Below are 25,425 nucleotides of genomic sequence, written 5' to 3' on the forward strand. Positions count from 1 at the left end.
AAAAGACATTTGATTTATACCTGCAATTTTTTTCAAGTTTAGTTTATACTAAACAGATGCAGAAAAAAGAAAAAGGTTGCACAAAAGCCAATGCTATTTTAGAAAATAGCTCGTAGCTGAATATTTCCCGTGTGGATGGTTTTTGAGTTTTCGCTTTTTCGCCCTCGGTAATTGAAGTTGAGGTTTAAGAACGAGTTTAACTTTTGACTCCATAAGAAAGTCCATGTGTAATTGGTTCCTTCTTGTAAACCTTCCAACATTTGATAACCCACAGGTGAATTAGAATCGCCTTGGAAGTCATTAAAGAAAGCAGTAAAGTTTGCATTGAATTGCGATTTCTCCTTTCCGGTATAAAAATATTCAACCCCCAACTTCTGCTGTTTCAACTCTTCAAAACTCTGTAGTTGATTCTCTTTTGTCTTGTAATGATAAAAAGCCGAAAAACGATTGCTCTGATTCAACTCGTAACTGAATTTAGGGCTTAGCTCCAACTCATCGATCTGGTAATTTCGATTTAAGAAGTTCTCAGTTTCTAAATTGTTCTCAGCCACTTTCCCTAGAAGATCTAACAACCAGTATTTTCCAAGTTTGTGCTGAAATGTTAATTGATGAACCTTAGTGTCTATATCTTGATTTCCAATAAGAAATTGTTGTTTGTTTTCAGAAGTACTATACGTATAACTGGTGCTATAACGTTGCAAACCTCTATTAAAATGAAGACTATTTCTGATGTTGTAATTCAAACTAATTTGCTTGGTTTCATCTAAATCAAAAGGATTTAGATTGAAAGAATTTCCAACACGCTCTTGTTCATTGTTGATGCTTAAGAAAAACTGATTTGAAAAATGAGAAAGCACTTTTTTAATTCCGGTTTTTTGACTCCATTGCTTGGCATCTAAAGAGATGGATTGATTCCATTTGGCTCTTTGAGTTGCAATGAAACGCAAGTTGGGTAATGGCACTCTCAGATAGTTTGCTTGATCTTGGAACTGAGCAATTTCAAATTCGTCAAACTCTTGAATACCATTGTTGTTGTAATCGATCCAAGTATAAAAACCTTGTCCGGGTTCAACCTCCACATATACAAAATCCTGACGTGCTACATTTCCCGAAGAAGTTTCATACGAAGCACCAATGTTTAGAAAATTATTGAAAAAACGCTGGTTGTATACAACTCTTGAATTCAATGCTTTCTCGTCATCAGTAAATGCATTTTCTGTAATTCTATAATTGGCATATATAGAGAGACTGGTTCTTTCGTTTTGGATCAATCGAGTGTCTGCATAAAAGGTTTTTCGATTATTGATCTGAGTAAACTGATTGCTTCTAATACTATCGTTATCTCTGTAATTAATTCCAAACTTGGCAAATACCTTTGTGCTATCTCCAACACCTATATATCCCTCATATTCTTTAAAGCGATGGTTGGTGCTCAACGCTTCTTGAGTTGTGTTTAAAGTTCCGTCATTAGATTCAATATTTACAAAAGCACCTGCCCAAGATCTCTTAAAACTATGTTCTAACCCACCTTTGATGCGCAGAAAAGTATTCTCTTGAATCTCAGAATTGTTGTCCAAGAAACTACTATGTACATAAAAAGATGTCGAGTCTAATTTCATCTGAGAGTTGAGTACATGCTTGCTTCCTTTGTAGTTATCTGAAAACTCCAACTGTTTAAAAGCATAAGTCAGGTAATCATTCTCCTTGTTTTTAAGTGTTAAGCCTAAATCCAGTAAACTTTGATTTCCTTGTGGATTGACCAAGTTCCAATCTCGATTGAATTCAACAGCTTGAAAACGTTGAATTGTATTGAAGTTTTTATGGATAAACAAATAATCAGCATGACTCAACAATTGCCACTTTTTATCCAATAACGTTTGTTGCCAGTTCAATTTGGTGGCCGCTCCCGTATTTTGATTGTTATCGATACTCGAAAATAAGTTTCGATCGTTGTTGCTAAACGCTAACTCAGCAGAAAGTGATGTCTTTTCACTGGGTTTGTATTGTGAGTTTACCATGGCAATCTGTAGCTTTTCGGGCGCTGTCAACTGAACAATAGGATTGTAATCTCCTAAGTTAGGACCTACATAAGCAAAGACATTTCCGGTAGCCAAAGTTTGATCTAGAACATAATCACCCTGATTGCTTCCTACATTGGTGAAACGTACGTTAAACAACTGGTCATTTTCATTTGTAGAATATTCGAAAACCTCAACACTACCTACTTGAATACGTCTGTACAAGATCTTGTTAGGATCAAATGTGTCCGGAAAAGCACTCTCTGCAACCATAAGGTCAGGGTTATTTCCGGCATTAGCCAAGATTTGCTTTTGAGCATCCGTTAGGCTTAATTGGATGGGTTGATTTTTAACGTCGTTTTCATTGTAGAAATACCCAGCAATTTGAAAATTCTCTCCGGAATAGCGTGCTTTTTCATAGGTGATAAAGCGTGTATAATTTCTATTTGAGAATTGAAACTCAACACGGATTCTCATATCATTCGTGATTGGGAATTTGGTGTTGAAACGAATCTCTCCAATATTGTAATCAATAGTATAATCTTCATTAGGACCTCTTCTGATCTGAGAACCATTAACAAAAACACGTTCGCTGCCACCTATAATAACAATATTAGGTTCGTTATTGGGACCAAAGATCTTATATGGTCCTTGATTTCCTTCAACACCTACAAAATTGTATGAAGTAAACTGCCCTCTTACTACAGCTCCAGAAGCCAATACATTGGTGTTTTTATTGATGTTGGCCTCTACTTCCAATCCGGCAACCTGTTTTTCGAATCGAAGAAAATAACTCTGTTGATTGTTTAAGCTCAAATCTCCGGCTTTTACTCGCCAATCTTCACTAAACAATTCTATGAAAATCCGATCAAAATCGGTAATGCTTTGGCTGTATCCGTTGTCTTGCAGAGGAATATTGGTGTCGAAAATATTAGCTCTGATCGAAACTTTGTCGGAGAGTTTTCCTTCAATGGTTAGATCCATAGAAGAATTGGTAACGGTACTTTGATTGTTTCCAACCGTAAGTCCTCGACTAATATATCCACTGGTTTTAAGTCCGTCGAAAAGCTTCAGTTCTGTAGCTTTTTTGTTCGTGGTTAAACTATATAAAGTTCCGGTATTGCTGTTATTGGGAACAATGAGCCGTTTGTCGAAAGGACTGTAGACTCGAGTTAAAAACTCAGGAAATCGAAAATATTCAATGGTAATCTCTCGATACTTTTTGGAATCGATGATCAAAATGGCATCATTAAAAAGAATTTGATATTCGGAAGGGAACAAAACTTTGTTTTGATTGCTGAGAACTTTGAATCTTTGCGGATTGATTGGAACTGAGTCAAACCGTATGGTATCCTTGGTGACAATGATCTTTTTAGATCGAAAGTCAGATGAAGAGATTTGAGCCTGAGCAAAGAACCCAACAAAACATAGCAGTAAAAACGCTGTTCTTTTTGCCATACACTACAAACGTAGGAATAATAAAATTAGTTTGTTTATGAATGTCATTACGAAGTAATTTTTTTAAGCAGATTGCTTCTTCCGAATTCTCGGAATCGCAAAGACTTGCTTAAAACAAAGATTGTTGCTTTACAGGGCTTTCGTGATCTAACAACCATTTTTTACGCCACACACCTCCAGCATAACCGGTAAGAGAACCGTCAGACCCAATGACACGATGGCAAGGAATAACTATCCAAATAGGATTTTTCCCGTTGGCAGAAGCCACAGCACGAATGGCTTTTGGATCACCAATATGTTTGGTTTGCTCTAAATAAGTACGTGTTTTTCCATAAGGAATATTCAAAAGCTCTTCCCAAACCGTTTTCTGGAAATCGGTTCCCTTTGGATTAAGTTTCAAATCAAAATTAACACGTTCACCTTTAAAATATTCATCCAATTGAGTCACACAATCCTGAAGTACTTCCGGAATATCATTTGTGCTGCTCAAAGTTGAAATATCTTCATCAAGTACAGAGATAGATTGAATTCCGTTTTCATCTCCAATAATCTCTGCAGTACCAATAGGTGTCTTGTAATATGTAGTTTTAGATTCCAAAAACCTCTTTTGAATTTTGAGTTGTAATTTCGGCAATTTCTTCGAAAGTCAGACCGTAAATATCTACCAATTTGTCAACAATCAAGCTTAAATAACTGCTTTCATTTCGCTTTCCTCGGTATGGAGTTGGAGCTAGATAAGGAGAATCAGTTTCCAACACAATATGCTTAAGATCGATCTGGTCTAAAAACTTGTCAATCTTCCCGTTTTTAAAAGTTACAACACCACCAATTCCCAGTTTCATGTTATAGGAGATAGCTTGATGCGCCTGATCGATATTTCCGGTAAAACAGTGAAAAATACCACGAAGATCATCTCCCTTTTCCATTTCCAATACTTCAAAGATCTCATCAAAAGCATCTCTGCAATGAATAGCAATCGGAAGTTTTTTTTCTTTTGCCCATTGAATCTGAGTTCTAAAAGCGTCTTGTTGTTGTTCTAAAAACGATTTATCCCAATACAAATCAATTCCTATTTCTCCGATGGCACAAAAATCACGTTTGTCAATCCATTCACGAACAAGCTGTAATTCTTCTTTATAATTTTCTTGAACAGATGTAGGGTGCAAGCCCATCATCAGATGTACATGATCCGGGAAACGTTGTTCCAGATCTAACATTCGCTGTGTATAAGAACTATCGATAGCAGGAATAAAAAAACGATTGACACCGGCATCAAAAGCGCGCTGCATGATAACTCCTCTATCTTGATCAAATTGTTCAGAATATAAGTGCGTATGTGTATCTGTAATCATTTAAAATGTATTTTTGTAGTCCTCCTTTTCAGAGGACGTAAAAATACGCAAATGAGCAGTCTGAAAAAACTATTAGAAAAAAAGAAATATAGAAAGATCAAGTTAAGAAAGATTGTAACCAATCATTTAGAATTGGATGCAGAGATCAATGGAATAAAAGGAAGATTTATTCTAGATACAGGAGCATCTAACTCTTGTGTGGGATTGGATATGATAGAGCGTTTTAATTTGGATGCAGAAGAGAGTGAAACCAAAGCTGCAGGAGCAGGAGCTACAGATATGGAAACACAACAATCCAATGACAATACTTTAGTAATTGGAAAGTGGAAGACCAAAAAATGCCATTTGGTGTTGTTTGACCTAACACATGTAAATGCGGCATTAACTCAACACGAAGCAGAAGAAGTACACGGAATTATAGGAGCAGATGTCTTAGAAAAAGGAAAAGCAATTATAGATTACGATAAGAAAGTATTATACCTTAGAAAGCCTAAGAAATTCTAGAGGAGAATTGTATATTTGAACACCTAAAATACAGACAAAAAATGAGTTTAGAAAAGCAAGTAATGGAAGAGATGAAAGCAGCGATGAAATCGAAAGATACAGTTGCTTTACAAGCGTTAAGAGCTCTAAAATCTGCCTTCTTATTGGCAAAAACAGAAGCTGGTGCAGGAGATGGTTTGACAGATGAGCAACAAATGAAGATCATTCAAAAGCAGGTAAAACAACGCAAGGATAGTGCTGCTATTTTTGTAGAACAAGGAAGGCAAGATTTGGCTGATCCTGAGTTGGCAGAAGCTGCTGTATTAGAAAAATTCTTACCGGAAGCTTTGTCTGAAGAAGAAATAGAAAAAGTGGTAGTAGCAACCATTGCAGAAGTTGGAGCAGAAGGAATGAAAGACATGGGGAAAGTAATGGGAATTGTTTCTAAGAAGTTGGCCGGTCAGGCTGATGGAAAAACCATCTCGGGGATCGTACGTAAAAACTTAGCATAAGTTTTTAACATAGGCCCCGTACCTGCCTGCCGCAGGCAGGGTTCAACTGAAAAAATGAAAAAGAATGTTCTATGTTTATGTTCTGTATAGCGAAAAATTCAGTAGAACTTATACAGGATTCACAAATAACTTAGAGAGGAGATTGAAAGAGCATAATGCTAAGAGGAATAAATCTACGAAGGCATTTGTTCCTTGGAGTATTATTTATAAAGAAGAAGTAGAAACCAGAGTTTTAGCAAGAGAAAGAGAAAAGTATTTAAAATCTGGCATTGGGCGAGATTTTATTAAAACGATAATTAAGGCCCCGTAGTTCAACTGAATAGAATATCAGATTTCGGCTCTGAGGGTTGCAGGTTTGAATCCTGCCGGGGTCACGAATAAATAATTCGATAAGAGAAAACGCCAAGCTTGCTTGAGCGTTTTTTTGTTTGAATTATTTTCAAAGCGGAGCTTTGTCAGGAAATATAATCCTGCTCCAAGAATTGTTTGAATTATTTTCAAAGCGGAGCTTTGTCAGGAAATATAATCCTGCTCCAAGAATTGTTTGAATTATTTTCAAAGCGGAGCTTTGTCAGGAAATACAATCCTGATTACAAGAGTTGTTTGAATTATTTTCAAAGCAGACCAACCTGCATCTAGGAGGGCTTTGTCTAGAAGAGTTTTTTATAGATATACCTTGTTTAATTATTCATTGTAATTCTTTTAAAAAGAATTATCAAACACAAAAAAGAAAAGTAAGGTGTTGGCTTGCTAAAAGTAGGGAGCATCCTTACTTGAAATATAAAAACACATCTTATATTTGCTACCTGTACTGTATAGTACAGAATATTTCCTCAATTACAGAAAACTTAAAAGCTCATCTAGAGTGTGAGTACTTTTTTTAAAGTTTTAATTCAGAAACCCTCACTGAAAATTTAATCTTGAAGTTTATCCCTCCTCTAAAATTCAGAGCAAAAAATGTTGTATAACAAGTTTATTGCGCGATAAGAGGTAGAAACTGAAAAGTTTGAGTAGGTAACGGCTAATAGTTTATAATCATAAAAAAATAAAACACTTTATGAAAAGAAGTATTTTTTTAATAGTAATTTTTATTGTTGGATGTACAAGTAAAAACAACAATACATTCCATTTAAAAGCTCATATAAAAGGAATAAAAGAAGAGTCTAAAGTCTTGTTGTTTAATTATGATAAATTTCAAGTAATGGATTCAACCATTGTAAAAAATGAAGCTTTTGAATTTAAAGACGTAATTGAATATCCTTACGAGGCAGCTGTTTTAATTAAAGAAGATACTCTCATGATTCAGTTTTGGATTGAGCAAGGGGAGATTTCTATAAATTCAGATAAAGAAACATTAAAAGAAACAGGAATGAGTTACTCACCTTATGTGAAAAGTGAAAAAATTAATCCAATCATTCAAAATTATTTAAAATTAACAGAACCCTATTACAATAAAAAAGCTGAGGCTTACAATAAATTAACAAGTAATTTAATTGGTGAAAAAGAATATGAGATTAAAGAAAAAGAATATGAGAAATATTTAGATACTATATATAAGGTTTCCTATGATTTCTTAATGAGAAACTCCAATAACTATTTTTCTTTATCAGAAATGATCAATTATAAGGAAGAGTATTCTAAAGAGCAATTAGATAATTACTATAACAAACTACCCTCAAAACTAAAAGAGTCTCCTAAAGGGATACTGTTAAAAGAATACATGGAATCTTCTATTGTTAATGTAGGAGATGTTGCTCCGGAGATTACAGGTAAAGACTTAGAAGGAAAAAAGATTAAATTATCTGACTATAAAGGAGATTATATTTTACTAAATTTTTGGGCTTCTTGGTGTGCCCCCTGCATTAAAAAGATAAAAAGAAATTTCCCTACCATTAAAGAAAAATATGCAGATAACAATTTTACAATAGTAAACTACTCCTTTGATGTTGATGAAAAATCATGGAGAAAAGTGAGTAATCAATTAAATATTGATTGGGTTAATTTTTCTAATCTAACTAATATGGGTAGAAGCCCAACAGCATTTAAATATGGAATAGAAGAAATCCCCACAAGTTTTCTATTAAGCCCAGAGGGAGAAATTTTGAAGCGCATTAGTTATGAAGATGACCTTATACAAGAATTAGCAAAAGTGTTAGATAAATAAAAAAAATGAAGAAACGGAATTAATACCAATATGAGATTTGTTGATTTGAGAAAAGAAGTAATCTTTGTCGAGCTTTTAGTGGTTCATAAATAATACCTATCTTGTTCCTTCGTTAACCCCCTATGAAGTATACTTCAATATCGAGCTATAAAGCCCCTATATCAGCCTTTTTAGGTTTTGTGATTCGTGGGATAGAAAAACTAAGTTCTTCTATCTTCAACCGTACACCTATAGCTCATACTTCCAAAATCAAAAAAAGACTTTCCAAACAGCAAAAGACCATATTAAGCGGTGAGGTAGATTTTTATAAAAAATTAGACAAACGATATCAGGAACACTTTGAACATAGATTAACCACGTTCTTACGAACTTATGAGTTTATTGGTAGAGAAGGTCATGCTATAGATGTTAGAACGCGTGTGTTGATAGGCTCTTCATACATAATACTAACATTTGGAAAACGAAAGTTTATTACAGATGTTTTCGATAAGATCTTGGTATATCCAGATGTTTTTCTTTCTACTTCAACACAAAGAAAGCATAAGGGAGAGTTCAACCCCAAATACAAAACAGTGGTCTTTTCCTGGAAACATTTTTTAGAAGGAATTCATACCAAAGATGATAATGTAAACTTAGGAATCCATGAGTTTACGCATATTATTCATATCAAATCATTGCAAGAAAGAGATGTAAGTTCTATGATCTTTAGAAGAGGATATCAACGATTGATGAACTATTTACAGAACAATGAAAGTGTACGAAAGCAAATCTTGGCATCTAACTACTTTAGAAGATATGCTTTCGAAAATCAATATGAGTTTATAGCTGTTTTGATCGAAACTTTTATTGAAACCCCTGATGAGTTCAGAGCTCAATTCCCAAGAATCTATAAGAAGATCAAGACCATGTTAAACTTCAATTTCCTTCATTATTAAGAATGTTTTGAGAAAGATATTCCGTTAAAATTTTTGGTATTATTTTTGCGAACTAGAATTTACGAATTTATAAATGTAGAAGAACTTTGAGATCGATAACTTTTTTAATTATTCTTTGTGTTACTCTTTCTGTGAGTGCACAGAAGTCAAATGCTTACGGACAGATGATATCTTTAGAAAGAGGAAATGTTTTATTCCCGGGAGAAAAAGATGGATTTGACTTTAAAGATGTAAAATTCAAATATCAATTTGTTAACTGTAAAGGGCAAGTAAAATTAGGAGTGGCCTATGATAAGAAAGCTACTTTTACCCAGTATAAATACAAAGGAAAAGCATATGGGAAAAGCCAAGTAGGAACTTCACTTTGGCCTAAACCGGGAGAGATAGAGATTCACGATGTTAGTGCCGACCTTTATTTTGGAAGTAGAAAACTTGGAAAAGTATCTATTAGATTCATTCCTAAATACTATTCAGGTTGCTCAGGTAAGATGTACGATGTTTTAAGAGATGTGGGATTAAGAGCAAATGATAAAGTATATAAATCAAATATTAAAAAATTGATTTTAAGAAATATCAAAGTCTTGAAAGCAGGAGTGGCAGACGAAGGAAAAACAGACAAGATTAATAAACGATTAAGTAAAAGCTAGTACCCTTTTCTTTCCAGATATAACAAACTCCTTTTTAAAAGGAGTTTTCTTTTTTACAGCATTGTATCCTACAAAAGATAGTACCAACATTCTTTTTATACAATGACAAAAGTCATCTTTTTTAGACTCTTTTCTCGTGAAATTTGGTATAGAATTTAAAACCAAAGACCATGAAAAAAAGAATGCCAGTATCTACAATAATGACAAAAGACCTGATTACTGTAAACCATACAGATGATCTAACAACAGCAGAAAAACTATTTAAAACACATAACATCAGACATATCCCGGTAGTAAGTGGAAAAGAAATTATAGGGATGTTAAGTTTTACAGATCTATTGCGAATTAGTTATGCAGATGCAGTAGACGAGTATGAAACAGATGTAGATACCATGGTATATAATATGTTTACCATAGAGCAAGTGATGGCGAAAGCACTGGTAAAAGTTTCTCCGCAAACAACAATCAAAGAAGTGGCCGAAATTCTAGCGGAGAAAGAATTCCATGCTTTACCCATAGTTGACAATAGTGAATTAGTCGGTATTGTGACAACGACAGATTTGATCGAGTATTTGTTGGAACAATATTGAGTAGGTTTGGATGGTTGAGAGGCTTCTTAAGAAGCCTCTCTTTTATTAAGGTAATATCGTAAGATACGCTGAATATCTCTGTTGTCTTTTTGGGGCTGTACGTAGAAAAGATATTCATCCGGATTCTCTAAAACAATTTCCTTATCTAAATATCCATATCCCTTGTATATGCCATTGAGAATTAGAGCAAAGCCAATCTCATTGTTAGTTCTTCCCTTTTCTTTAATTACCATGTCTTCAGCCTGCAATCCAAGAGATTCAATAGCTTCTTTTACCCGTTTATTATACGTTTCTACAGCCTCTTTATCGGAGCAAATCCCTTTGCATTTTTTTATTTGATAATGAAAACAAACATTTACATTGGTTTGTAGGTGACAGTATTTAGGGCACAGCTCAAACTCTTCACAGATTCGTTCTAAAAGATTTCTACATTCAGAAATATTGTAAAACTTCATAATAGAGTTAGGAACCAGCTTCAACCTATTGTAAGCAAGATGAAGAATTCCTTTCTGATCTTCATAAGAAAACAAGCCTACAGCTTCATTAGCTCTTCTTTGAGCTCTGTTGTATTTGGGGTATATATGCTTGATCTCTGCCGATTCTTTTAGCAAAGCCAGAAGTTCGCTGCCTGTTTCTTGATAAGTGATGTCAGCAGTTTCCAAACACATGGAGATTTCTTTCTTTTTCTTATCGTAAAAATGACTGATAACACGTTGTTTGATGTTGTTGGCCTTCCCCACATAGATCACATCCTTTTGCAAATCTTTAAAGTAGTAGACTCCTGGTGTTTCAGGTAACTCATCCACTACTTTTTTATCCAAAAGAGGAGGTAATGTAGCCTGTCTGGATCGGTGATTCAAAAAACTATTAATAACAAAACGATCATCACGCTCAATAAGTCTTCGAAAGAGTTCTACGGTAGCTTCAGCATCACCTTTTGCCCGATGTCGCTCGGCAATTTCAATCCCTTCATAACTACAAATATTTCCTAAACTATAGGACTTGAGTCCCGGTATGATCTTTCTGGACAAACGAACAGTACACAGTTTTTTTCTAGAATAGTCAAAACCCAAACTTTTGAACTCATCTTTGATAATATTGTAATCGAAGTTCACATTATGAGCCACAAAAATGGTGTCTTTGGTCATTTGTTCCACTTTTTTTGCAATCTCATAAAACTTAGGAGCCGTTCGTACCATGGCATCTGTAATACCTGTAAGATTGGTAATAAATGCAGGAATAGTTTGCTCCGGGTTCACCAAAGTGGTGTATTCGTCTACAATCTTTTCACCATCAAATAAGAAAATAGAAATCTCGGTGATCTTTTGACCACGATACCCGTTTCCGGTGGTTTCTATATCGATAACCGAATACAAAGGATTACTGTTTCTTACTCTGAAGAGTTCCAATATACACGGCAACAGCTCCGGTAAAGAACATCAATACTCCATAGATTGCAGATACGATGGCAAACTCAGTATTTCCCAAAAGAACCACAGCAACTGTAATTCCTAAGGTTCCGTTTTGGATTCCGGATTCAATGGCAATAGATAAAGCTCTTTTGTTAGTTACCTTCAACAGTTTAGCAGAATAATATCCCACAAACATCACTAGGATATTCAAACAAACCACAACCAATCCCGCTTGACGAAAAGACTCGGCCAAATTATCTTTCTCTTTGATAATAATTCCTACAATAACCAATATCAACACCAGAGCAGAAGCTATATGTACAGGTTTTCCCATTCTCAAAGCAAAAGATTCTCTGTACTTTCTAATGAGCATTCCAATAGATACCGGAATGATAATGATCATCAAGATCTGTAAGAAAGTCTGAACAATATCTAGCTGTATTTGATTGCTCTGATCCAAGAACTGTTCTAATGAAAAGTTAACAATAAAAGGAATCGTTACAATAGTAATAAAGCTACTAAAAGCCGTTAATGTTACAGACAAAGCCGTATCGGCTTTTGCTAAATGTGAAATTAGGTTGGAGGTAGCGCCACCCGGGCAAGCCGCTAAGATCATTACCCCAACAGCAATCTCCGGCGATACTGGAAATGCCAATACAAGGCCAAAAGCGATCAACGGTAATAAAATTAGTTGATTTATAAGACCGATGATAATGGCTTTGGGTTGAACAAATATTCGTTTGAAATCATCAGCAACCAAGGATAGTCCCATCCCCAGCATGATGATCATGAGGGAAACGGCTAGAATGATAGCTGATGTTTGATCCATGATGTTACATATTAGTTAGTAATCGCTTTAAGGTTGGCAATAGTAGCAGTTGGGTCTTCACTTTTAAATACAAAGCTTCCTGCTACCAATACATCTGCACCGGCTTCAACCAAAGCACTGGCGTTTTGATCTGTTACTCCACCATCAATTTCAATTTGACAGTTAGATTCTGAAAATTCGATCAAGTGCTTCAATTGGCTTACCTTTTTATAGGTGTTCTCGATAAAAGACTGTCCTCCAAATCCGGGATTAACACTCATAATGCATACAAGATCCAAGTCTTTGATGATGTCTTCCAAAACAGCAATAGGAGTATGAGGATTTAAGGCTACTCCTGCTTTCATTCCGGCAGCTTTAATAGCTTGAATTGTTCTGTGTAAGTGTGTACATGCTTCATAGTGTACAGTAAGAACATTAGCTCCCAAATCGGCAAATGTTTGAATATAACGATCCGGGTCTACGATCATCAAATGAACATCAATGGTTTTTGTTGCATGCTTAGAGATGGCTTTTAATACAGGCATTCCGAAAGAAATATTAGGAACGAAAACGCCGTCCATAATATCAATGTGAAACCAGTCGGCATCACTAGCATTAACCATTTCAATATCTCTTTGAAGATTTGCAAAATCTGCTGCTAAAATAGAAGGTGCAATTAGTTTGTTCATGTAAGTTGTGTTGTGAATTTTAGTTGGATAAAAATACACATATAAAAAAGAAAACTCCCGAATAATTTTCGAGAGTTTTTCATAAGATATTTACAATTTTAAGGACCCTGACTTGAGTCGAAGGATTACCCTAAATACGTCATCAAAATCTTGCTTCTTGAAGTGTGCTTCAAACGACGAATGGCTTTTTCTTTGATCTGACGAACACGCTCACGAGTTAAGTCAAATGTTTCTCCGATTTCTTCAAGAGTCATTGGTTGGTGTTCACCCAATCCAAAGTATAATTTTACTACATCAGCTTCACGAGGGGTCAAAGTTTCTAAAGCTCTGTTGATCTCGATACGTAAAGACTCGTGTAATAAAGTTTTATCCGGGTTTGGAGATTCTCCAGAATTCAATACATCATATAAGTTAGAATCTTCTCCTTCAATTAAAGGAGCATCCATAGATACGTGACGTCCAGAATTCTTCATAGATTCTTTTACATCATTCACCGTCATGTCTAATTTCTTAGCAATTTCCTCTGCACTTGGCGGACGCTCGTTTTCTTGCTCCAAGAAAGCATACATCTTATTGATCTTATTAATAGATCCAATTTTATTCAATGGCAAACGAACGATACGAGATTGCTCTGCTAATGCTTGTAAGATAGATTGACGAATCCACCATACAGCGTAAGAAATAAATTTAAAACCTCTGGTTTCATCAAAACGCTTAGCTGCTTTGATCAATCCCAAGTTTCCTTCATTAATTAAGTCCGGTAATGTTAATCCTTGATTTTGATACTGCTTAGCAACAGACACCACAAAACGTAAATTTGCCTTTGTTAATTTTTCTAAAGCTCTTTGATCTCCGGCTTTAATTCTTTGAGCTAATTCTACTTCTTCATCAGCTGTGATCAAATCTACTTTACCGATTTCCTGCAAATACTTGTCTAACGATGCGGTTTCTCTGTTGGTAACCTGCTTTGTAATTTTAAGTTGTCTCATGTAATTTTATGGAAAATATTAAGGATTAATACTGTCGTTACATATCATTATACGGATGTCGTTGTATAAATGTTACAAAAAGATGATATTTTTTTAAAGAAGCAATAAAAGCTAAAAATAGCTGTTTAGATACTGTAGTTTAGCACTTTATTTGCTATATTTGCGGAATTAACATATGTTAATAATTTGAGATTTAGTATCGAATTGATAGAGGTTGGGGGACATCTATCGTTCATGTGGAGTAACATTCACAAAAAAGCCATCTGAAAAAGATGGCTTTTTCTATGTTTAGCCAAAAAATATATAAAGTATTCTTACATTTAGTATTCTTAAGAATGTGACTTTTATGAAGTCTTTGTGTCTCAATAAGATAAAGGTTTAGTTATAGTTGAAAACTAAAGGAGTAACAACATTAAGCGACGAAGAATTGGTTGCTAAAATTGTTCGGACAAATGATACCCATTTATTTGCGGTATTGTATGACCGTTATGCTTCTGTGGTATACAACAAGTGTTATGGTTTTGCCAACAGTAAAGAGGAGGCTGAAGACCTGACACATGATGTCTTTATTCGACTGTTTGTAAAACTGAGAACATTTAAAGGAGCATCAAAATTCTCTACCTGGCTGTATTCGTTTACCTATAATTTCTGTGTCAATTACGTACAGAGAAACAGCAATAAGAAAAAAGAAAAGGTAACCGTAGTTACAGATCAGATAAAGGAAGATGCTTCTGTAGAAGAAATTGATGACGCTACATTATTTGCTCTTAGATCGGATCAATTGGCAAAAGCAATGCAAATGATTGACCCGAATGATAAAATGATTTTACTGATGAAGTATCAAGATGATATGTCTATTAAAGAAATATCTCAATTGTTAGAATTAGGTGAAAGTGCAGTTAAGATGAGGCTTAAGAGAGCTAAAGAAAAAGTAGTACAAATATGCAAAGGATTGTAGTATGGAAAATCCGTTTAAGAAAATATTAAACCACGAAGAAGTACCGAAGCTCTTAAGAGATAAGGTAATGAATGACGTTGCGATGATCAAACTAACGATTGACGTGGCCGATCTGTTTGTGGTAAAATACCCTAAAACAATAGAAGACATTGTTGATGGGATCTCTACACCCCAAAAACATAAAGAAGAAGAAAACGAAAACGACGATGAAAACGAAAACAACAAAGAAGAATAAATAACTAACTAATACAAGCGCCATGAGAACATTATTAATCCCGTTACAATCAGATCTTGATTTTAGCTTTTTGACAAATTTGTGGAACGACTTTTTAGCTTTCTTACCAAAGCTATTACTAGGAATAGGATTTTTGGTCCTAGTATGGATCATCTTAAAAGTGATTCTTTACTTGGTAAAAAAAGCACTAGGATTTACCAATATCGATAGCTTACCAGAGAAGTTAAAGATCGATGAAATCTTTGGAGAAGCCAAAATTAAGATTGAACCTACCAAGATTATTCTAGCAACTATCAAATGGATATTGATTCTGATCTTCGTGATCATTGGAGCCGAACTTCTAGGCTTACGAATGGTTTCAGAACAATTAGGAAATCTAATTGCCTATTTACCAAAGCTAGTTAGTGCCCTTATCATATTTGGAATCGGAATTTATATCGCCAATATGGTAAAGAACGCATTGGTGTCTATGTTTAAATCGCTAGAGCTTACCGGAGGCAATTTGGTAGGGAACATCGCATTTTATTTGATTGCCATCATTGTTTCGGTTACTGCGTTAAATCAAGCAGGAGTTAATACCGATTTAATTACTAGCAATCTTTCCTTAATTCTAGGATCTGTTCTTTTGGCATTCACTATTGCCTTTGGAATTGGATCTACAGATGTGATCAAGCGATTATTATTTGGATATTATTCAAGAAAAAATTTAGAAATCGGACAAAAAATAAAAATAAATGACACCATTGGAGTCATTGAATCAATTGATAATATCTGTCTGGTAATCAATACGGAAGAAGGTAGAATTGTCTATCCTATCAAAGATATTGTAGACAGCCAAATCAAAATTATTGAATAAAAACCTAGATTTTTTGTGACCTGATCAAAAAAGTTGTGTCAAAAGAATAGAAAGCACAACAAAATGAAACTAAATAGTTCACAAAAGAGAATAGATTTTTTAAGTACCGTACTACTTATTTCTGCAACTGTATTTATTGCACTCAGCTTTGCTGTTTTTTACTTCGATACAGTTTTAGAGAAAGAATCATTATATACTACTTTGGTTAGAGGAGTTCTGATCTTTGACTTTATCGCTATTGTGATAGGTCATGAGATTATGAAGAGAGAGAAAAGAAAAAGTAGAAATTCAGCTTATACGTTCATGGTGATTAGAAAGTAAAATAATAGGCAAACGGGGGAGACTATTATTTTAATTAGCGTTAAGCTAAAAAAAGACCGCTTTTAAAAGCGGTCTTTTGATTTTTATATGTGTGAGATTTTTAGAACAATCCGTTGATCTGTGAATCTATCCTGTCTATAATGTACCCAAGATCTTCTTGATTGTCTACAAAATCTAAGTTGTCTACATCAATAATTAACAACTTCCCTTTCTTATAAGTAGAAATCCAAGCCTCGTAACGCTCGTTTAATCTACTTAAGTAATCAATGCTAATAGAATTCTCATATTCTCTGCCTCTTTTATGAATCTGACCTACCAATGTAGAAATATCAGCTCTTAAATAAATAAGAAGGTCTGGTGGAGTTACCAAATTTTCCATCAACTCAAACAAAGAACTGTAATTGCCAAAATCTCTGTTGGTCATTAAGCCCATTGCATGAAGGTTGGGAGCAAAAATATGCGCATCTTCATAGATGGTTCTGTCTTGGATAATTTTCTTTCCGGATTGACGAAGTTCAAGGATCTGTCTGAACCTACTGTTCAAAAAGTATACTTGAAGGTTAAAAGACCAACGCTCCATCTCTCCATAAAAATCGTCCAAATACGGATTTTCATCTACAGACTCGTAATGAGGTTTCCAATTGTAATGTCTTGCTAATAATCGTGTTAATGTTGTTTTTCCGGCACCAATATTTCCGGCGATGGCTACATGCATAATTTAGAATTCTAAAGTTGAGATAGGGGGATTAAAGGTAATCAAAATTTAGAATTCCTAAAGCCTAAAATGTGAGTTTATAACCATAGCCTCTAACATTGATTATTTGGACATTTTCATCCTTCGAAAGCTTCTTGCGTAGCTTGCTGATAAACACATCCATACTACGTGCATTAAAGAAATCATCATCGCCCCAAAGCTTTTTAAGAATAAAAGTCCTGTCTAAGATTTCGTTTTTCTTTTGATACAAATGGAAAAGTAATTCAGATTCTCTATGCGTAAGAAGAACTGTATCATTAGGATGTTGAAGGCTTTGTTTGGTATAATTAAAAACATAATCTCCAATACTCATGTTCTCATGATCCCTTTTTAATTTGATACGATCTAAGAGTGCGTGGATACGAACAATTAGCTCCTCCATAGAGAAGGGTTTTTTAAGATAATCGTTCCCTCCATGCTGAAAACCATCTAAAACATCCTTGGTTTGAGACTTGGCAGTTAAAAAAATAATAGGAATAGACTTGTTTTCTTCTCGTATCTCTTTGGCCAACGTAAAACCATCTTTTTTAGGCATCATTACATCCAATACAAGAATGTCAGGATCTTCTTTACTATAAAACTCATAAGCTTCTTCTCCATTAGTAGCAAGAAATACAGTAAAGTCTCTTGTTTCCAAGCTTTCTTGAACAATCTGACCTAAGCTAGGTTCGTCTTCTGCTAAAACAACTTTAATAGAATCACTCATGAGGCAATGTTATTTTAAAAACAGTATTGTTTGGAGTAGATTGAAGCGAAATTTTCCCTTCGTGCTTTTCTATGATCTTTTTGGTATAGTACAAGCCAATTCCAAATCCTTTTACATCATGTCTATTTCCTTTTGGAATTCGATAGAATTTATCAAAAATCTTCTCTTGCTGATTTTTTTCGATTCCCGATCCATCATCTGCAACAGATATGATAGTAGTATTAAGAACAGAGTTTACATTGATTTCTATATGATCGCCACCATACTTGATGGCATTGTCGATCAAGTTAGAAATGGCATTCTCAAAATGAAACAAATCTACTTTCAATAGTTTAGCATCAATATTTGAAGAGAAAGTTAACTCTTTGTTGGTAAGCAATTCATGTTTCTTCGTGATCTTAGAAGTAAGATCAATTAGGTCTATTTGTTCTTTTTTTAAGATTAGTCTCTCAGAATCTAAGGTAGCCGTCTCTAAAAGTTTTTCAACCATTTGATGAAGCTTTTTCAACTGTAAAGACGACATAGATAAATACTTTTGAGTCTTTTCCTTATCATCGATCACATTAAAACTCTCAATAGCCTCAATTGCAGTAGACACAGTAGCAATTGGGGTTTTAAACTCATGTGTAATATTACTTATCAAATCATTTTTAATCTCTGCCAATTCTTTTTGCCTGTTGATGATTCTAAGCAAGTAAAATAAACTACCTATAACAGTAAGTGAAAGAAGTAAAGACAATAAGATACCCGTAAAACTTTTCTTTAGAGCGGCCAAAGTTGGATCAGAATAATACAAACGCAATTCTTGCATGGGTCTTAAATAAGTAGACTTAGACTTTACATGATTTGCGAGCGTCTTTTCATCCTTACCTCTTGTAGTTTCTTTTGTGAAACTATAATTCAAATAATCAAAATAATAATCAGTTTCAATACCCTTTGCTTGCAATTGCTTATTTAATAAAGAATCTAAACGAGAGAAGTTCAAATCATCATTTGTTAGCGCTATATAAACAGATTGAATTCCTTTTGCAACTTTAGTACTATCGGCTATAAATTTTCTAATGATACTATCCTCATAAACAAAAGGTAGCATTTCTATAGTTTTTCGCTGTCCTCTTTTAAAGGCTTTGGAGACCAAACTTTCTTTTAAACGTAAAGAGTCTAATAGAGAAGGAGATCCTTTTAAACGAATGGCTTGTTTGCTTTTACCAACACCCACAGTAACATTGTATTCTAAGCTATCTGTAGGTTCATATGAACTGTCAATAAAAATATCTCCAAAGATGTGGTCGTGAAACTGAATGCTATCGGAGCTCACTATAGAAAAGAAGTTGTTTTTAGATAGGTTACTGTAATACTCTTCGATAGCAGTATCTAAACTTATTTGAACTTCATTCTCAACACGAGTTCTATTTTCTTGGAAATTCTTGTAGTTCCAATACAATTGTACAGCTACTGTAGTTATAATAGTAGCTGTAATTAAGTAAAGTATCCAATTGTATTTTTTGGTGTTCATGCCTCAAAAGTAATTAGTTAGAATCAAAAAAAAGAATCGGTTAACACTAGTTAACATTCATTAACCGATATCTGTCAAATGGAATTTCATATTTGTATCATCAAAAATTGAAATTAAAAATCATTAGAACACATGAAAAACAAGATCTTTATGTTACTCTTTTTCTTGTCAGTATCCATTTCTGCACAAGATTTTTATGGGAAAGCCACTTATAAAACCCATAGAAAAATGGACTTTAAATTAGACAGTACAGAAGCTGCAACTAATCCGGGGTTACAAAGTCAGATTGAAGCACAAATGAAAAAAATGTTTCAAAAAACCTTTGTCCTAAACTTCAACAGATCAGAATCTACATATAAAGAAGATGTGAAATTAAATGCACCTCGACCTCAAATAGGAGGAGGAAATGTAATGGTGCAAGTTGTTGGAGGTGGTGGAGGAAACGATGTACTCTACAAGAATATCAAAGAAAAGAAGATGGTCAACAAAACAGATTTGATGGGGAAAATCTTTTTAATTAAAGATGATTTGGTTGAGTACGATTGGAAACTGACCGGAGAAACAAAGAACATTGGAAAATATACTTGTTACAAGGCTACTTACGAAAGAGAAGTAGAAAATATAGAGATGAAAATGGTAAACGGAGAGCCGGAAGAAGTAACAAAGAAAGAAATGAGAACCACTACAGCATGGTATACTACAGATGTTCCTGTAAGTAATGGTCCGGGAAATTATACAGGATTACCAGGGTTGATCTTAGAAGTTAACGATGGAGATTTGACCATTGTGTGTACTGAGATCGTATTGAATCCGTCTGAAAAGCCAAGCATCAAAGCTCCTGAAAAAGGAAAAGTAGTGACTAGAGATAAGTTTGAAAAGATCTCGAGAAAAAAATCAAAAGAGATGATGGAAAGGTTCCGTAGTAGACGTGGAGACGGTAATCAAATGGAGATAAGAATCGGAGGTTAAATCCATGAAAAAATAAACTTTGTTTAAAATCTTTTTTAAAAGATTAAACTTTTGGCTTTTTTTTCAGTCTTACACATCAGTATAAGCCGTAATTTAATAAAAACTAAAGCCAAATAACAATGAAACAAGTATTTACACTGCTGTTAGTGTTCTTTTCTCTTACTGTTTTTTCGCAGAAAGGATTTCAAGGAAAAGCTACTTACATGTCTAAAACCACGGTTGATTTAAATGCCTGGGGTGGAGATCAAATGTCTGAGCAAAGAAAAAAACAGATCATGGAACGTATGAAGAACTTCTTGGAGAAGACCTATACGTTGAATTTCAATCAAACTGAATCTAACTTTAAAGAAAATGCCAAGTTAGATACTCCTGGAGCCGGACGAGGAAGAGGTTTCCGATTTGGAGGTTCTGCCGGAGGATCGGTTTACAAGAATACGAAAGACGGAAAAGTAATAGAGTCATCAGAATTCTTTGGAAAAAAGTTCTTGATCACAGACAAATCAGGTCAACCTCAATGGGAATTAGGAACCGAATCTAAAAAAATAGGACAGTATACTTGTTACAAAGCTACCTTGGTAAAGGAAGATAATGAGTTCGACTGGACATCTTTTAGAAGAAGAGGAAGAAGAAATAATGACAAAGGAAAAGACTCTGTAAAAACCAAAGAAGTAGAAAAGAAGAAAACAGTTCTAGTTACAGCTTGGTATACGCCTGAGATTCCTGTAAGTACAGGTCCGGACGATTACTGGGGATTACCGGGGTTAATCTTAGAAATCAATGCAGGAAGAACAACTATGTTGTGTACAGAAATTGTACTAAACCCTGAAGAGAAAGTAGAGATCAAAGCTCCTAAAAAAGGAGATAAAGTAACAAGAGAAGAATACAACGCCATTATAAAAAAGAAAACCGAAGAAATGCAAGAACGCTTCAGAAGTAGAGGCGGAGGCAGAGGAAGAGGTAGATTCTAAAAAAGATAATCAAATAACAAATGAAAAAAGTATTACTAATAGCCATTTTATTGGTTACTGGGATATCTAGTGCCCAGCTTAAAATGACAGGGACGGTAAAAGACACCATTGGAGAGCCACTAGAAATGGCAAATGTGGTAGCCATTGATACCGTTGCCAAAAGAATCGCATCATACGGCTTTACAGATGCAAAAGGCTTTTATAAGTTGACTTTGAAAAAGAATACCGTTTATAATATCAAGATCAGTTATGTAGGATATAAGACGGCAAACTTAGTAATCACAACAAAAGAAACAGACATTGTTAAGAATGTTTCTTTAGGAACTGATAACATGCTGGATGAGATCAACATCGTATCTAAAATGCCGGTAACTGTTAAAGGAGATACCATTGTGTACAACGCAGACTCCTTTAAAAACGGTAGTGAACGGAAATTAGAAGATGTCTTGAAGAAAATTCCAGGAGTCGAGATCAATGACAACGGACAGATAGAAGTAGAAGGGAAAACAGTAGAAAAGGTCATGGTAGACGGGAAAGACTTCTTTGATGGAGACTCTAAATTAGCTACCAAAAACATTCCGTCTAATGCTGTTGATAAGATTCAGGTATTACGTAACTACGGAGACGTAAATCAGTTAAGAGGAGTGCAAAACAACCAAGATCGTGTTGCTTTAAACATCAAGCTAAAAGAAGGAAAAAAGAATTTCTGGTTTGGAGATGTTACAGCTGGATTGGGAGATGCTCCTAGTGAAACATTATATCTTTTACAGCCAAAACTTTTCTACTACAGTCCAAAATATACCATCAATGTTATTGGAGATGTCAATAACTTAGGGGAGGTAGTTTTAAACCGAGGAGACATTAGAAACTTCAGCGGAGGTTTTAGAAGCCAGAGTCCATCTAATGGAACAAATATCAATTTGGGAAGTGCCGGAATTGGATTCTTAAATGCCAATGCAAGAAATGCAAATCGTATAGAAACCAAACTATCTGCATTGAACTTTAGCTATTCGCCAAACAAGAAGTTAGACCTAAGTGGTTTCTTAATCTTCTCAAGTAACAGCAACGGACAACAAAACAATTCTAGAACGGACTATGTAGATCCAAATACTCCGGATGATTTTACACAAAGTATCACAGATCAAACAAGTAATACAGGATTGTTCAAGTTTAGTTCTATCTACAAGAAGAATGTAAACAATCAAATGAACTACGATTTCATTGGAAGGTTCTCTAACGAACGTAGAACAGACAATGTAAACTCATTGGTGTTAAGTGATATTGCTGAAAGTGAAAAAGCAACACCTTTCAAGATCAATCAAAACTTGAGCTATTTCTATACAGCAAATGAGAACAACATTTTTGCATTAGAATTACAACACTTATTACAAGATGAAGACCCTATCTATGCAGCATCTTTAGAGAATGATCCGTTAAACAATAACCCTGGAGATGATCCAAACTTAGAAGATTTTGAAGATGGATTTGATGATACTGCTGAAACTTTAGGTTTAGACAGAAGCAACTTATTCTACAGATTAAATCAAGACAGACGTGTAAAATCGAATCAATTAGATGCAAAATTAGACTACTACCACATTTTAAATGCGAAAAGCAACTTAAACTTTGTAGGAGGAACAATTGTTAGCAGACAAACATTCGACTCTAACCTTTTCCAAGTTTTAGATGATGGAAGTATTGTAATTCCAAACCCAACAATTCCGGGAATTATAGACCCGCAAACAACAAATGATACAGAATATAACTTTACAGATATTTATGCAGGGTTAAGATACCGTTTGAAAACAGGAATCTTTACAATTACTCCAGGATTTACTGCACACTCTTATGTATCTAAGAATACACAATACGGAACAGAAGTTTTTGAAGATAAATTCACAAAGATCTTACCTGAATTCAGTTTGATCGCACAATTCAAGCAAAGTGAAAGCTTACGATTCAGCTATAGACAACAAGTAAACTTCACAGATGTAAATCAAATTGCACGTGGTCTTGTAGCCAACAATTATAGCTCGTTCTTTTCTGGAACACCAGACTTGATCAATGCAACAATACACAATGTAAACTTGAACTATTTTAGTTTCAACTTGTTCAACTATACCAATGTATTTGCGAGATTAAACTATAGAAAGACTATTGATCAGATAAACAGTAATGTTATTTTCGAACCGGGTTCTGTTGTTTCTAGCAGTACAAGATTAAACTCTCCATTTGATAATGAGATTTTCACTGCAAATGGTCGTGTTGGGAAAACATTCAACAAGATTAGAACTTCTGTAGGAGGTAACTTCTCATATAGCAAAACATATCAGTTCTTGAACTCTCAAGAAAACGTTAACGAGAGCTACTCTCAAGGATACAATGCTAGAGTAAGCACCAACTTCAGAAAAGCTCCGAATTTTGGAATACGTTACAATGTAAGTCTTACAAACCAAAGTAACACGGCAAGAACGGGAGATATAAAAGGAACAACTCACAGACCTTCTATTGATTTTGATGCGTACATCTGGAATTCATTAACCGTACGTTCAGACTTCTCGTATAATGAGGTAAAACAAAACGGAGTAGTTCAGAACAAGTTCAAGATTTGGAATGCAACACTAGCATACAGAAAAAACAGAGATGCTAAATGGGAATATGAGGTTCAAGGAAGCAACTTATTAGGAACCGGTTCTCGTGCTTCTGTAAATACAAACAACATCTTGTTCTCGATAAATGAGACATTTATCTTACCAAGATTTGTAAGTTTTAGAGTACGTTATCAGTTATAAGATACACAGTATATAAATCAAGAAATTAAGCCTCTCAACCGAGAGGCTTTTTTATTTTCTAACGAAACCTTTTGTAAGAATTTTTTTTAGACTATTTTTCGTCTGTATTTCATTAAGAAATTCGCCCCTCATACAATCATGGATTCAAAAAGAACATTTGACGTAGCTGTTATAGGAAGTGGTCCTGCAGGAGCTTCTGCAGCATTAAAACTAGCCGAAAAAGGAATCTCTACCGTAATTATTGAAAAAGCCACTTTGCCTAGATACAAAACCTGTGGAGGAGGCTTTGCTTTTAGAGGTAGAAGAGAAATGCCTTTTGATATCAGTCCGGTAGTAGAGAAAGAATTCTATAGAGTAGATGCTTATTTTGATAAGATTGGTATACATAAGGTATCAGAAAGAGAAGAGCCGATCATTTCTATGGTTATGAGAGACGATTTCGACAATTTTCTTGTTGAAAAAGCCAAAGAAGCAGGAATTACACTCCTTGAAGATCACAAACTAAAAGACATCACATTTGGCAAAGAAAGTATTTTGCATACCTCACAAGGAGAAGTACGATGCAAGTTTATCATTGCTGCTGATGGAGCGTTGAGTCCAACAGCAAAAATTGCCGGGTGGAAAGAAACTAGATTGTTGATCCCTGCTTTGGAGTACGAAGTAGAGGTAAACCCGGAAGATTTTGAAAGACTGTCGCAAACCGTTCGTTTAGATTTTGATGCAGCTCCAATGGGATATGGATGGTGTTTTCCTAAGAAAAATCACTTGTCTATTGGATTAGCATCCTTTAGAAGAGTAAAAATAGATTTCAAGAAGCTATATCGAGATTACATGACCGATGTGTTAAAGATTACCGATCCTATTCATGAAGAGTTACATGGATTTCAGATTCCGGTAACACCAAGAACAGATGGCTGTGTAAGAAAGAATGTTTTTTTAGTAGGTGATGCAGCAGGTTTTGCCGATCCGTTAACAGCAGAAGGAATTTCCAATGCGATCTTCTCCGGAATTATGGCAGCAGATGCTATTATAGAAAGCGATCTAGATCAACAGAAAGCAGAAGAAAATTATAACCACAAACTGAATACAACATTGCTGCCTGAGTTGAAAACAGGAGTTCGTTTGTCGAAACTGTTTTACGACAATGAGATGATCAGAAACTTCCTGATGAAACGATACGGAGATAGAATCACTGAAGGAATGACTCAGATATTGATGGGAGAAAGAACCTATCCGAAAGACATTGTCAAACAAGTGAAAAAGAAACTAAAACAAGCTATTTTTTCTTAATAC

The 25,425-nt window shown here is 34.7% G+C and carries 25 protein-coding genes and 1 tRNA gene; 16 read left to right on the forward strand and 10 right to left on the reverse strand.

Annotated features, from left to right (window positions below):
• Positions 1-98: 98 nt before the first annotated feature.
• The 3 genes from ACFSRZ_RS14725 to ACFSRZ_RS14735 form a co-directional block, all read right to left on the reverse strand.
• A complete protein-coding gene (locus ACFSRZ_RS14725) occupies positions 99-3,476 on the reverse strand; it encodes a hypothetical protein (RefSeq protein ID WP_379667336.1) in 3,378 nt (1,125 codons plus the stop codon).
• A gap of 109 nt (positions 3,477-3,585) precedes the next feature.
• A complete protein-coding gene (locus tag ACFSRZ_RS14730) occupies positions 3,586-4,074 on the reverse strand; it encodes a methylated-DNA--[protein]-cysteine S-methyltransferase (RefSeq protein ID WP_379667337.1) in 489 nt (162 codons plus the stop codon).
• Positions 4,064-4,828, reverse strand: coding sequence for a TatD family hydrolase (locus tag ACFSRZ_RS14735; protein WP_379667338.1), 765 nt, complete (start codon positions 4,826-4,828; stop codon positions 4,064-4,066). Before ACFSRZ_RS14735 ends, ACFSRZ_RS14730 begins: the two co-directional genes overlap by 11 nt.
• Positions 4,829-4,879: 51 nt before the next feature.
• Between ACFSRZ_RS14735 and ACFSRZ_RS14740 the strand changes: the two genes are divergently transcribed.
• The 8 genes from ACFSRZ_RS14740 (at position 4,880) to ACFSRZ_RS14775 (ending at position 10,159) form a co-directional block, all read left to right on the forward strand.
• Positions 4,880-5,332 (forward strand): retropepsin-like aspartic protease family protein, encoded by a 453-nt coding sequence (locus ACFSRZ_RS14740; protein WP_379667339.1) that lies wholly within the window; start codon positions 4,880-4,882, stop codon positions 5,330-5,332.
• A gap of 41 nt (positions 5,333-5,373) precedes the next feature.
• Positions 5,374-5,823 (forward strand): GatB/YqeY domain-containing protein, encoded by a 450-nt coding sequence (locus ACFSRZ_RS14745; protein WP_379667340.1) that lies wholly within the window; start codon positions 5,374-5,376, stop codon positions 5,821-5,823.
• Positions 5,824-5,887: 64 nt separating this feature from the next.
• On the forward strand, positions 5,888-6,133 hold the full coding sequence (locus tag ACFSRZ_RS14750; RefSeq protein ID WP_379667341.1) for a GIY-YIG nuclease family protein: 246 nt from the start codon (positions 5,888-5,890) through the stop codon (positions 6,131-6,133).
• Positions 6,124-6,197 (forward strand) — tRNA-Arg (locus ACFSRZ_RS14755). The genes ACFSRZ_RS14750 and ACFSRZ_RS14755 overlap by 10 nt, the downstream gene beginning before the upstream one ends.
• 683 nt (positions 6,198-6,880) lie before the next feature.
• Complete coding sequence (locus ACFSRZ_RS14760; protein WP_379667342.1) at positions 6,881-7,987, forward strand: redoxin domain-containing protein; 1,107 nt, start codon at positions 6,881-6,883, stop codon at positions 7,985-7,987.
• 122 nt (positions 7,988-8,109) lie between these two features.
• Complete coding sequence (locus ACFSRZ_RS14765) at positions 8,110-8,922, forward strand: zinc-dependent peptidase (protein WP_379667343.1); 813 nt, start codon at positions 8,110-8,112, stop codon at positions 8,920-8,922.
• 164 nt (positions 8,923-9,086) lie between these two features.
• Entirely contained in the window at positions 9,087-9,569 is a 483-nt protein-coding gene (locus ACFSRZ_RS14770; RefSeq protein ID WP_379667344.1) for a hypothetical protein, read from the forward strand.
• A gap of 170 nt (positions 9,570-9,739) precedes the next feature.
• Positions 9,740-10,159 (forward strand): CBS domain-containing protein, encoded by a 420-nt coding sequence (locus ACFSRZ_RS14775; protein WP_379667345.1) that lies wholly within the window; start codon positions 9,740-9,742, stop codon positions 10,157-10,159.
• Positions 10,160-10,185: 26 nt separating this feature from the next.
• Here the strand turns inward: ACFSRZ_RS14775 and ACFSRZ_RS14780 are convergent, their stop codons facing one another.
• The 4 genes from ACFSRZ_RS14780 to ACFSRZ_RS14795 form a co-directional block, all read right to left on the reverse strand.
• Positions 10,186-11,535, reverse strand: a complete 1,350-nt coding sequence (locus ACFSRZ_RS14780; protein WP_379667346.1) for an exonuclease domain-containing protein — start codon at positions 11,533-11,535, stop codon at positions 10,186-10,188.
• A gap of 4 nt (positions 11,536-11,539) precedes the next feature.
• The gene (locus tag ACFSRZ_RS14785; protein ID WP_379667347.1) at positions 11,540-12,400 is read right to left on the reverse strand and encodes a bile acid:sodium symporter family protein; all 861 of its coding nucleotides are present in this window, start codon (positions 12,398-12,400) and stop codon (positions 11,540-11,542) included.
• Between the two features lie 11 nt (positions 12,401-12,411).
• Positions 12,412-13,068, reverse strand: a complete 657-nt coding sequence (gene rpe, locus ACFSRZ_RS14790; RefSeq protein WP_379667348.1) for a ribulose-phosphate 3-epimerase — start codon at positions 13,066-13,068, stop codon at positions 12,412-12,414.
• 125 nt (positions 13,069-13,193) lie between these two features.
• Positions 13,194-14,057 (reverse strand): sigma-70 family RNA polymerase sigma factor, encoded by an 864-nt coding sequence (locus tag ACFSRZ_RS14795; protein WP_028891227.1) that lies wholly within the window; start codon positions 14,055-14,057, stop codon positions 13,194-13,196.
• Between the two features lie 388 nt (positions 14,058-14,445).
• Between ACFSRZ_RS14795 and ACFSRZ_RS14800 the strand changes: the two genes are divergently transcribed.
• From ACFSRZ_RS14800 to ACFSRZ_RS14815, 4 genes are all read left to right on the forward strand, one after another.
• Entirely contained in the window at positions 14,446-15,015 is a 570-nt protein-coding gene (locus tag ACFSRZ_RS14800; protein WP_379667349.1) for an RNA polymerase sigma factor, read from the forward strand.
• 1 nt (position 15,016) lies between these two features.
• The gene (locus ACFSRZ_RS14805; protein ID WP_379667350.1) at positions 15,017-15,250 is read left to right on the forward strand and encodes a hypothetical protein; all 234 of its coding nucleotides are present in this window, start codon (positions 15,017-15,019) and stop codon (positions 15,248-15,250) included.
• Between the two features lie 22 nt (positions 15,251-15,272).
• Positions 15,273-16,106, forward strand: a complete 834-nt coding sequence (locus ACFSRZ_RS14810) for a mechanosensitive ion channel family protein (RefSeq protein WP_379667351.1) — start codon at positions 15,273-15,275, stop codon at positions 16,104-16,106.
• 63 nt (positions 16,107-16,169) lie between these two features.
• The gene (locus tag ACFSRZ_RS14815; RefSeq protein ID WP_379667352.1) at positions 16,170-16,427 is read left to right on the forward strand and encodes a hypothetical protein; all 258 of its coding nucleotides are present in this window, start codon (positions 16,170-16,172) and stop codon (positions 16,425-16,427) included.
• A 100-nt stretch (positions 16,428-16,527) separates the two neighbouring features.
• Here the strand turns inward: ACFSRZ_RS14815 and ACFSRZ_RS14820 are convergent, their stop codons facing one another.
• The 3 genes from ACFSRZ_RS14820 to ACFSRZ_RS14830 all read right to left on the reverse strand — a co-directional run bounded on the left by ACFSRZ_RS14820 (position 16,528) and on the right by ACFSRZ_RS14830 (position 19,403).
• A complete protein-coding gene (locus ACFSRZ_RS14820; protein WP_379667353.1) occupies positions 16,528-17,142 on the reverse strand; it encodes a deoxynucleoside kinase in 615 nt (204 codons plus the stop codon).
• Positions 17,143-17,206: 64 nt separating this feature from the next.
• Complete coding sequence (locus tag ACFSRZ_RS14825; RefSeq protein ID WP_379667354.1) at positions 17,207-17,887, reverse strand: response regulator transcription factor; 681 nt, start codon at positions 17,885-17,887, stop codon at positions 17,207-17,209.
• Positions 17,880-19,403 carry a sensor histidine kinase gene (locus ACFSRZ_RS14830; RefSeq protein ID WP_379667355.1) on the reverse strand — a complete coding sequence of 508 codons (1,524 nt, stop codon included), beginning with the start codon at positions 19,401-19,403 and terminating at the stop codon, positions 17,880-17,882. Before ACFSRZ_RS14830 ends, ACFSRZ_RS14825 begins: the two co-directional genes overlap by 8 nt.
• A gap of 132 nt (positions 19,404-19,535) precedes the next feature.
• On the opposite strand from ACFSRZ_RS14830, the gene ACFSRZ_RS14835 reads away from it, so the two are divergent.
• The 4 genes from ACFSRZ_RS14835 (at position 19,536) to ACFSRZ_RS14850 (ending at position 25,422) form a co-directional block, all read left to right on the forward strand.
• Entirely contained in the window at positions 19,536-20,372 is an 837-nt protein-coding gene (locus tag ACFSRZ_RS14835; RefSeq protein WP_379667356.1) for a GLPGLI family protein, read from the forward strand.
• A 119-nt stretch (positions 20,373-20,491) separates the two neighbouring features.
• Positions 20,492-21,340, forward strand: coding sequence for a GLPGLI family protein (locus ACFSRZ_RS14840; RefSeq protein WP_379667357.1), 849 nt, complete (start codon positions 20,492-20,494; stop codon positions 21,338-21,340).
• A 20-nt stretch (positions 21,341-21,360) separates the two neighbouring features.
• The gene (locus ACFSRZ_RS14845) at positions 21,361-24,132 is read left to right on the forward strand and encodes a carboxypeptidase regulatory-like domain-containing protein (protein ID WP_379667358.1); all 2,772 of its coding nucleotides are present in this window, start codon (positions 21,361-21,363) and stop codon (positions 24,130-24,132) included.
• A 138-nt stretch (positions 24,133-24,270) separates the two neighbouring features.
• Positions 24,271-25,422 carry a geranylgeranyl reductase family protein gene (locus ACFSRZ_RS14850; RefSeq protein ID WP_379667359.1) on the forward strand — a complete coding sequence of 384 codons (1,152 nt, stop codon included), beginning with the start codon at positions 24,271-24,273 and terminating at the stop codon, positions 25,420-25,422.
• Positions 25,423-25,425 lie beyond the last annotated feature (3 nt).

Source organism: Pseudotenacibaculum haliotis, from assembly GCF_042684245.1.
Classification (GTDB): domain Bacteria; phylum Bacteroidota; class Bacteroidia; order Flavobacteriales; family Flavobacteriaceae; genus Polaribacter; species Polaribacter haliotis_A.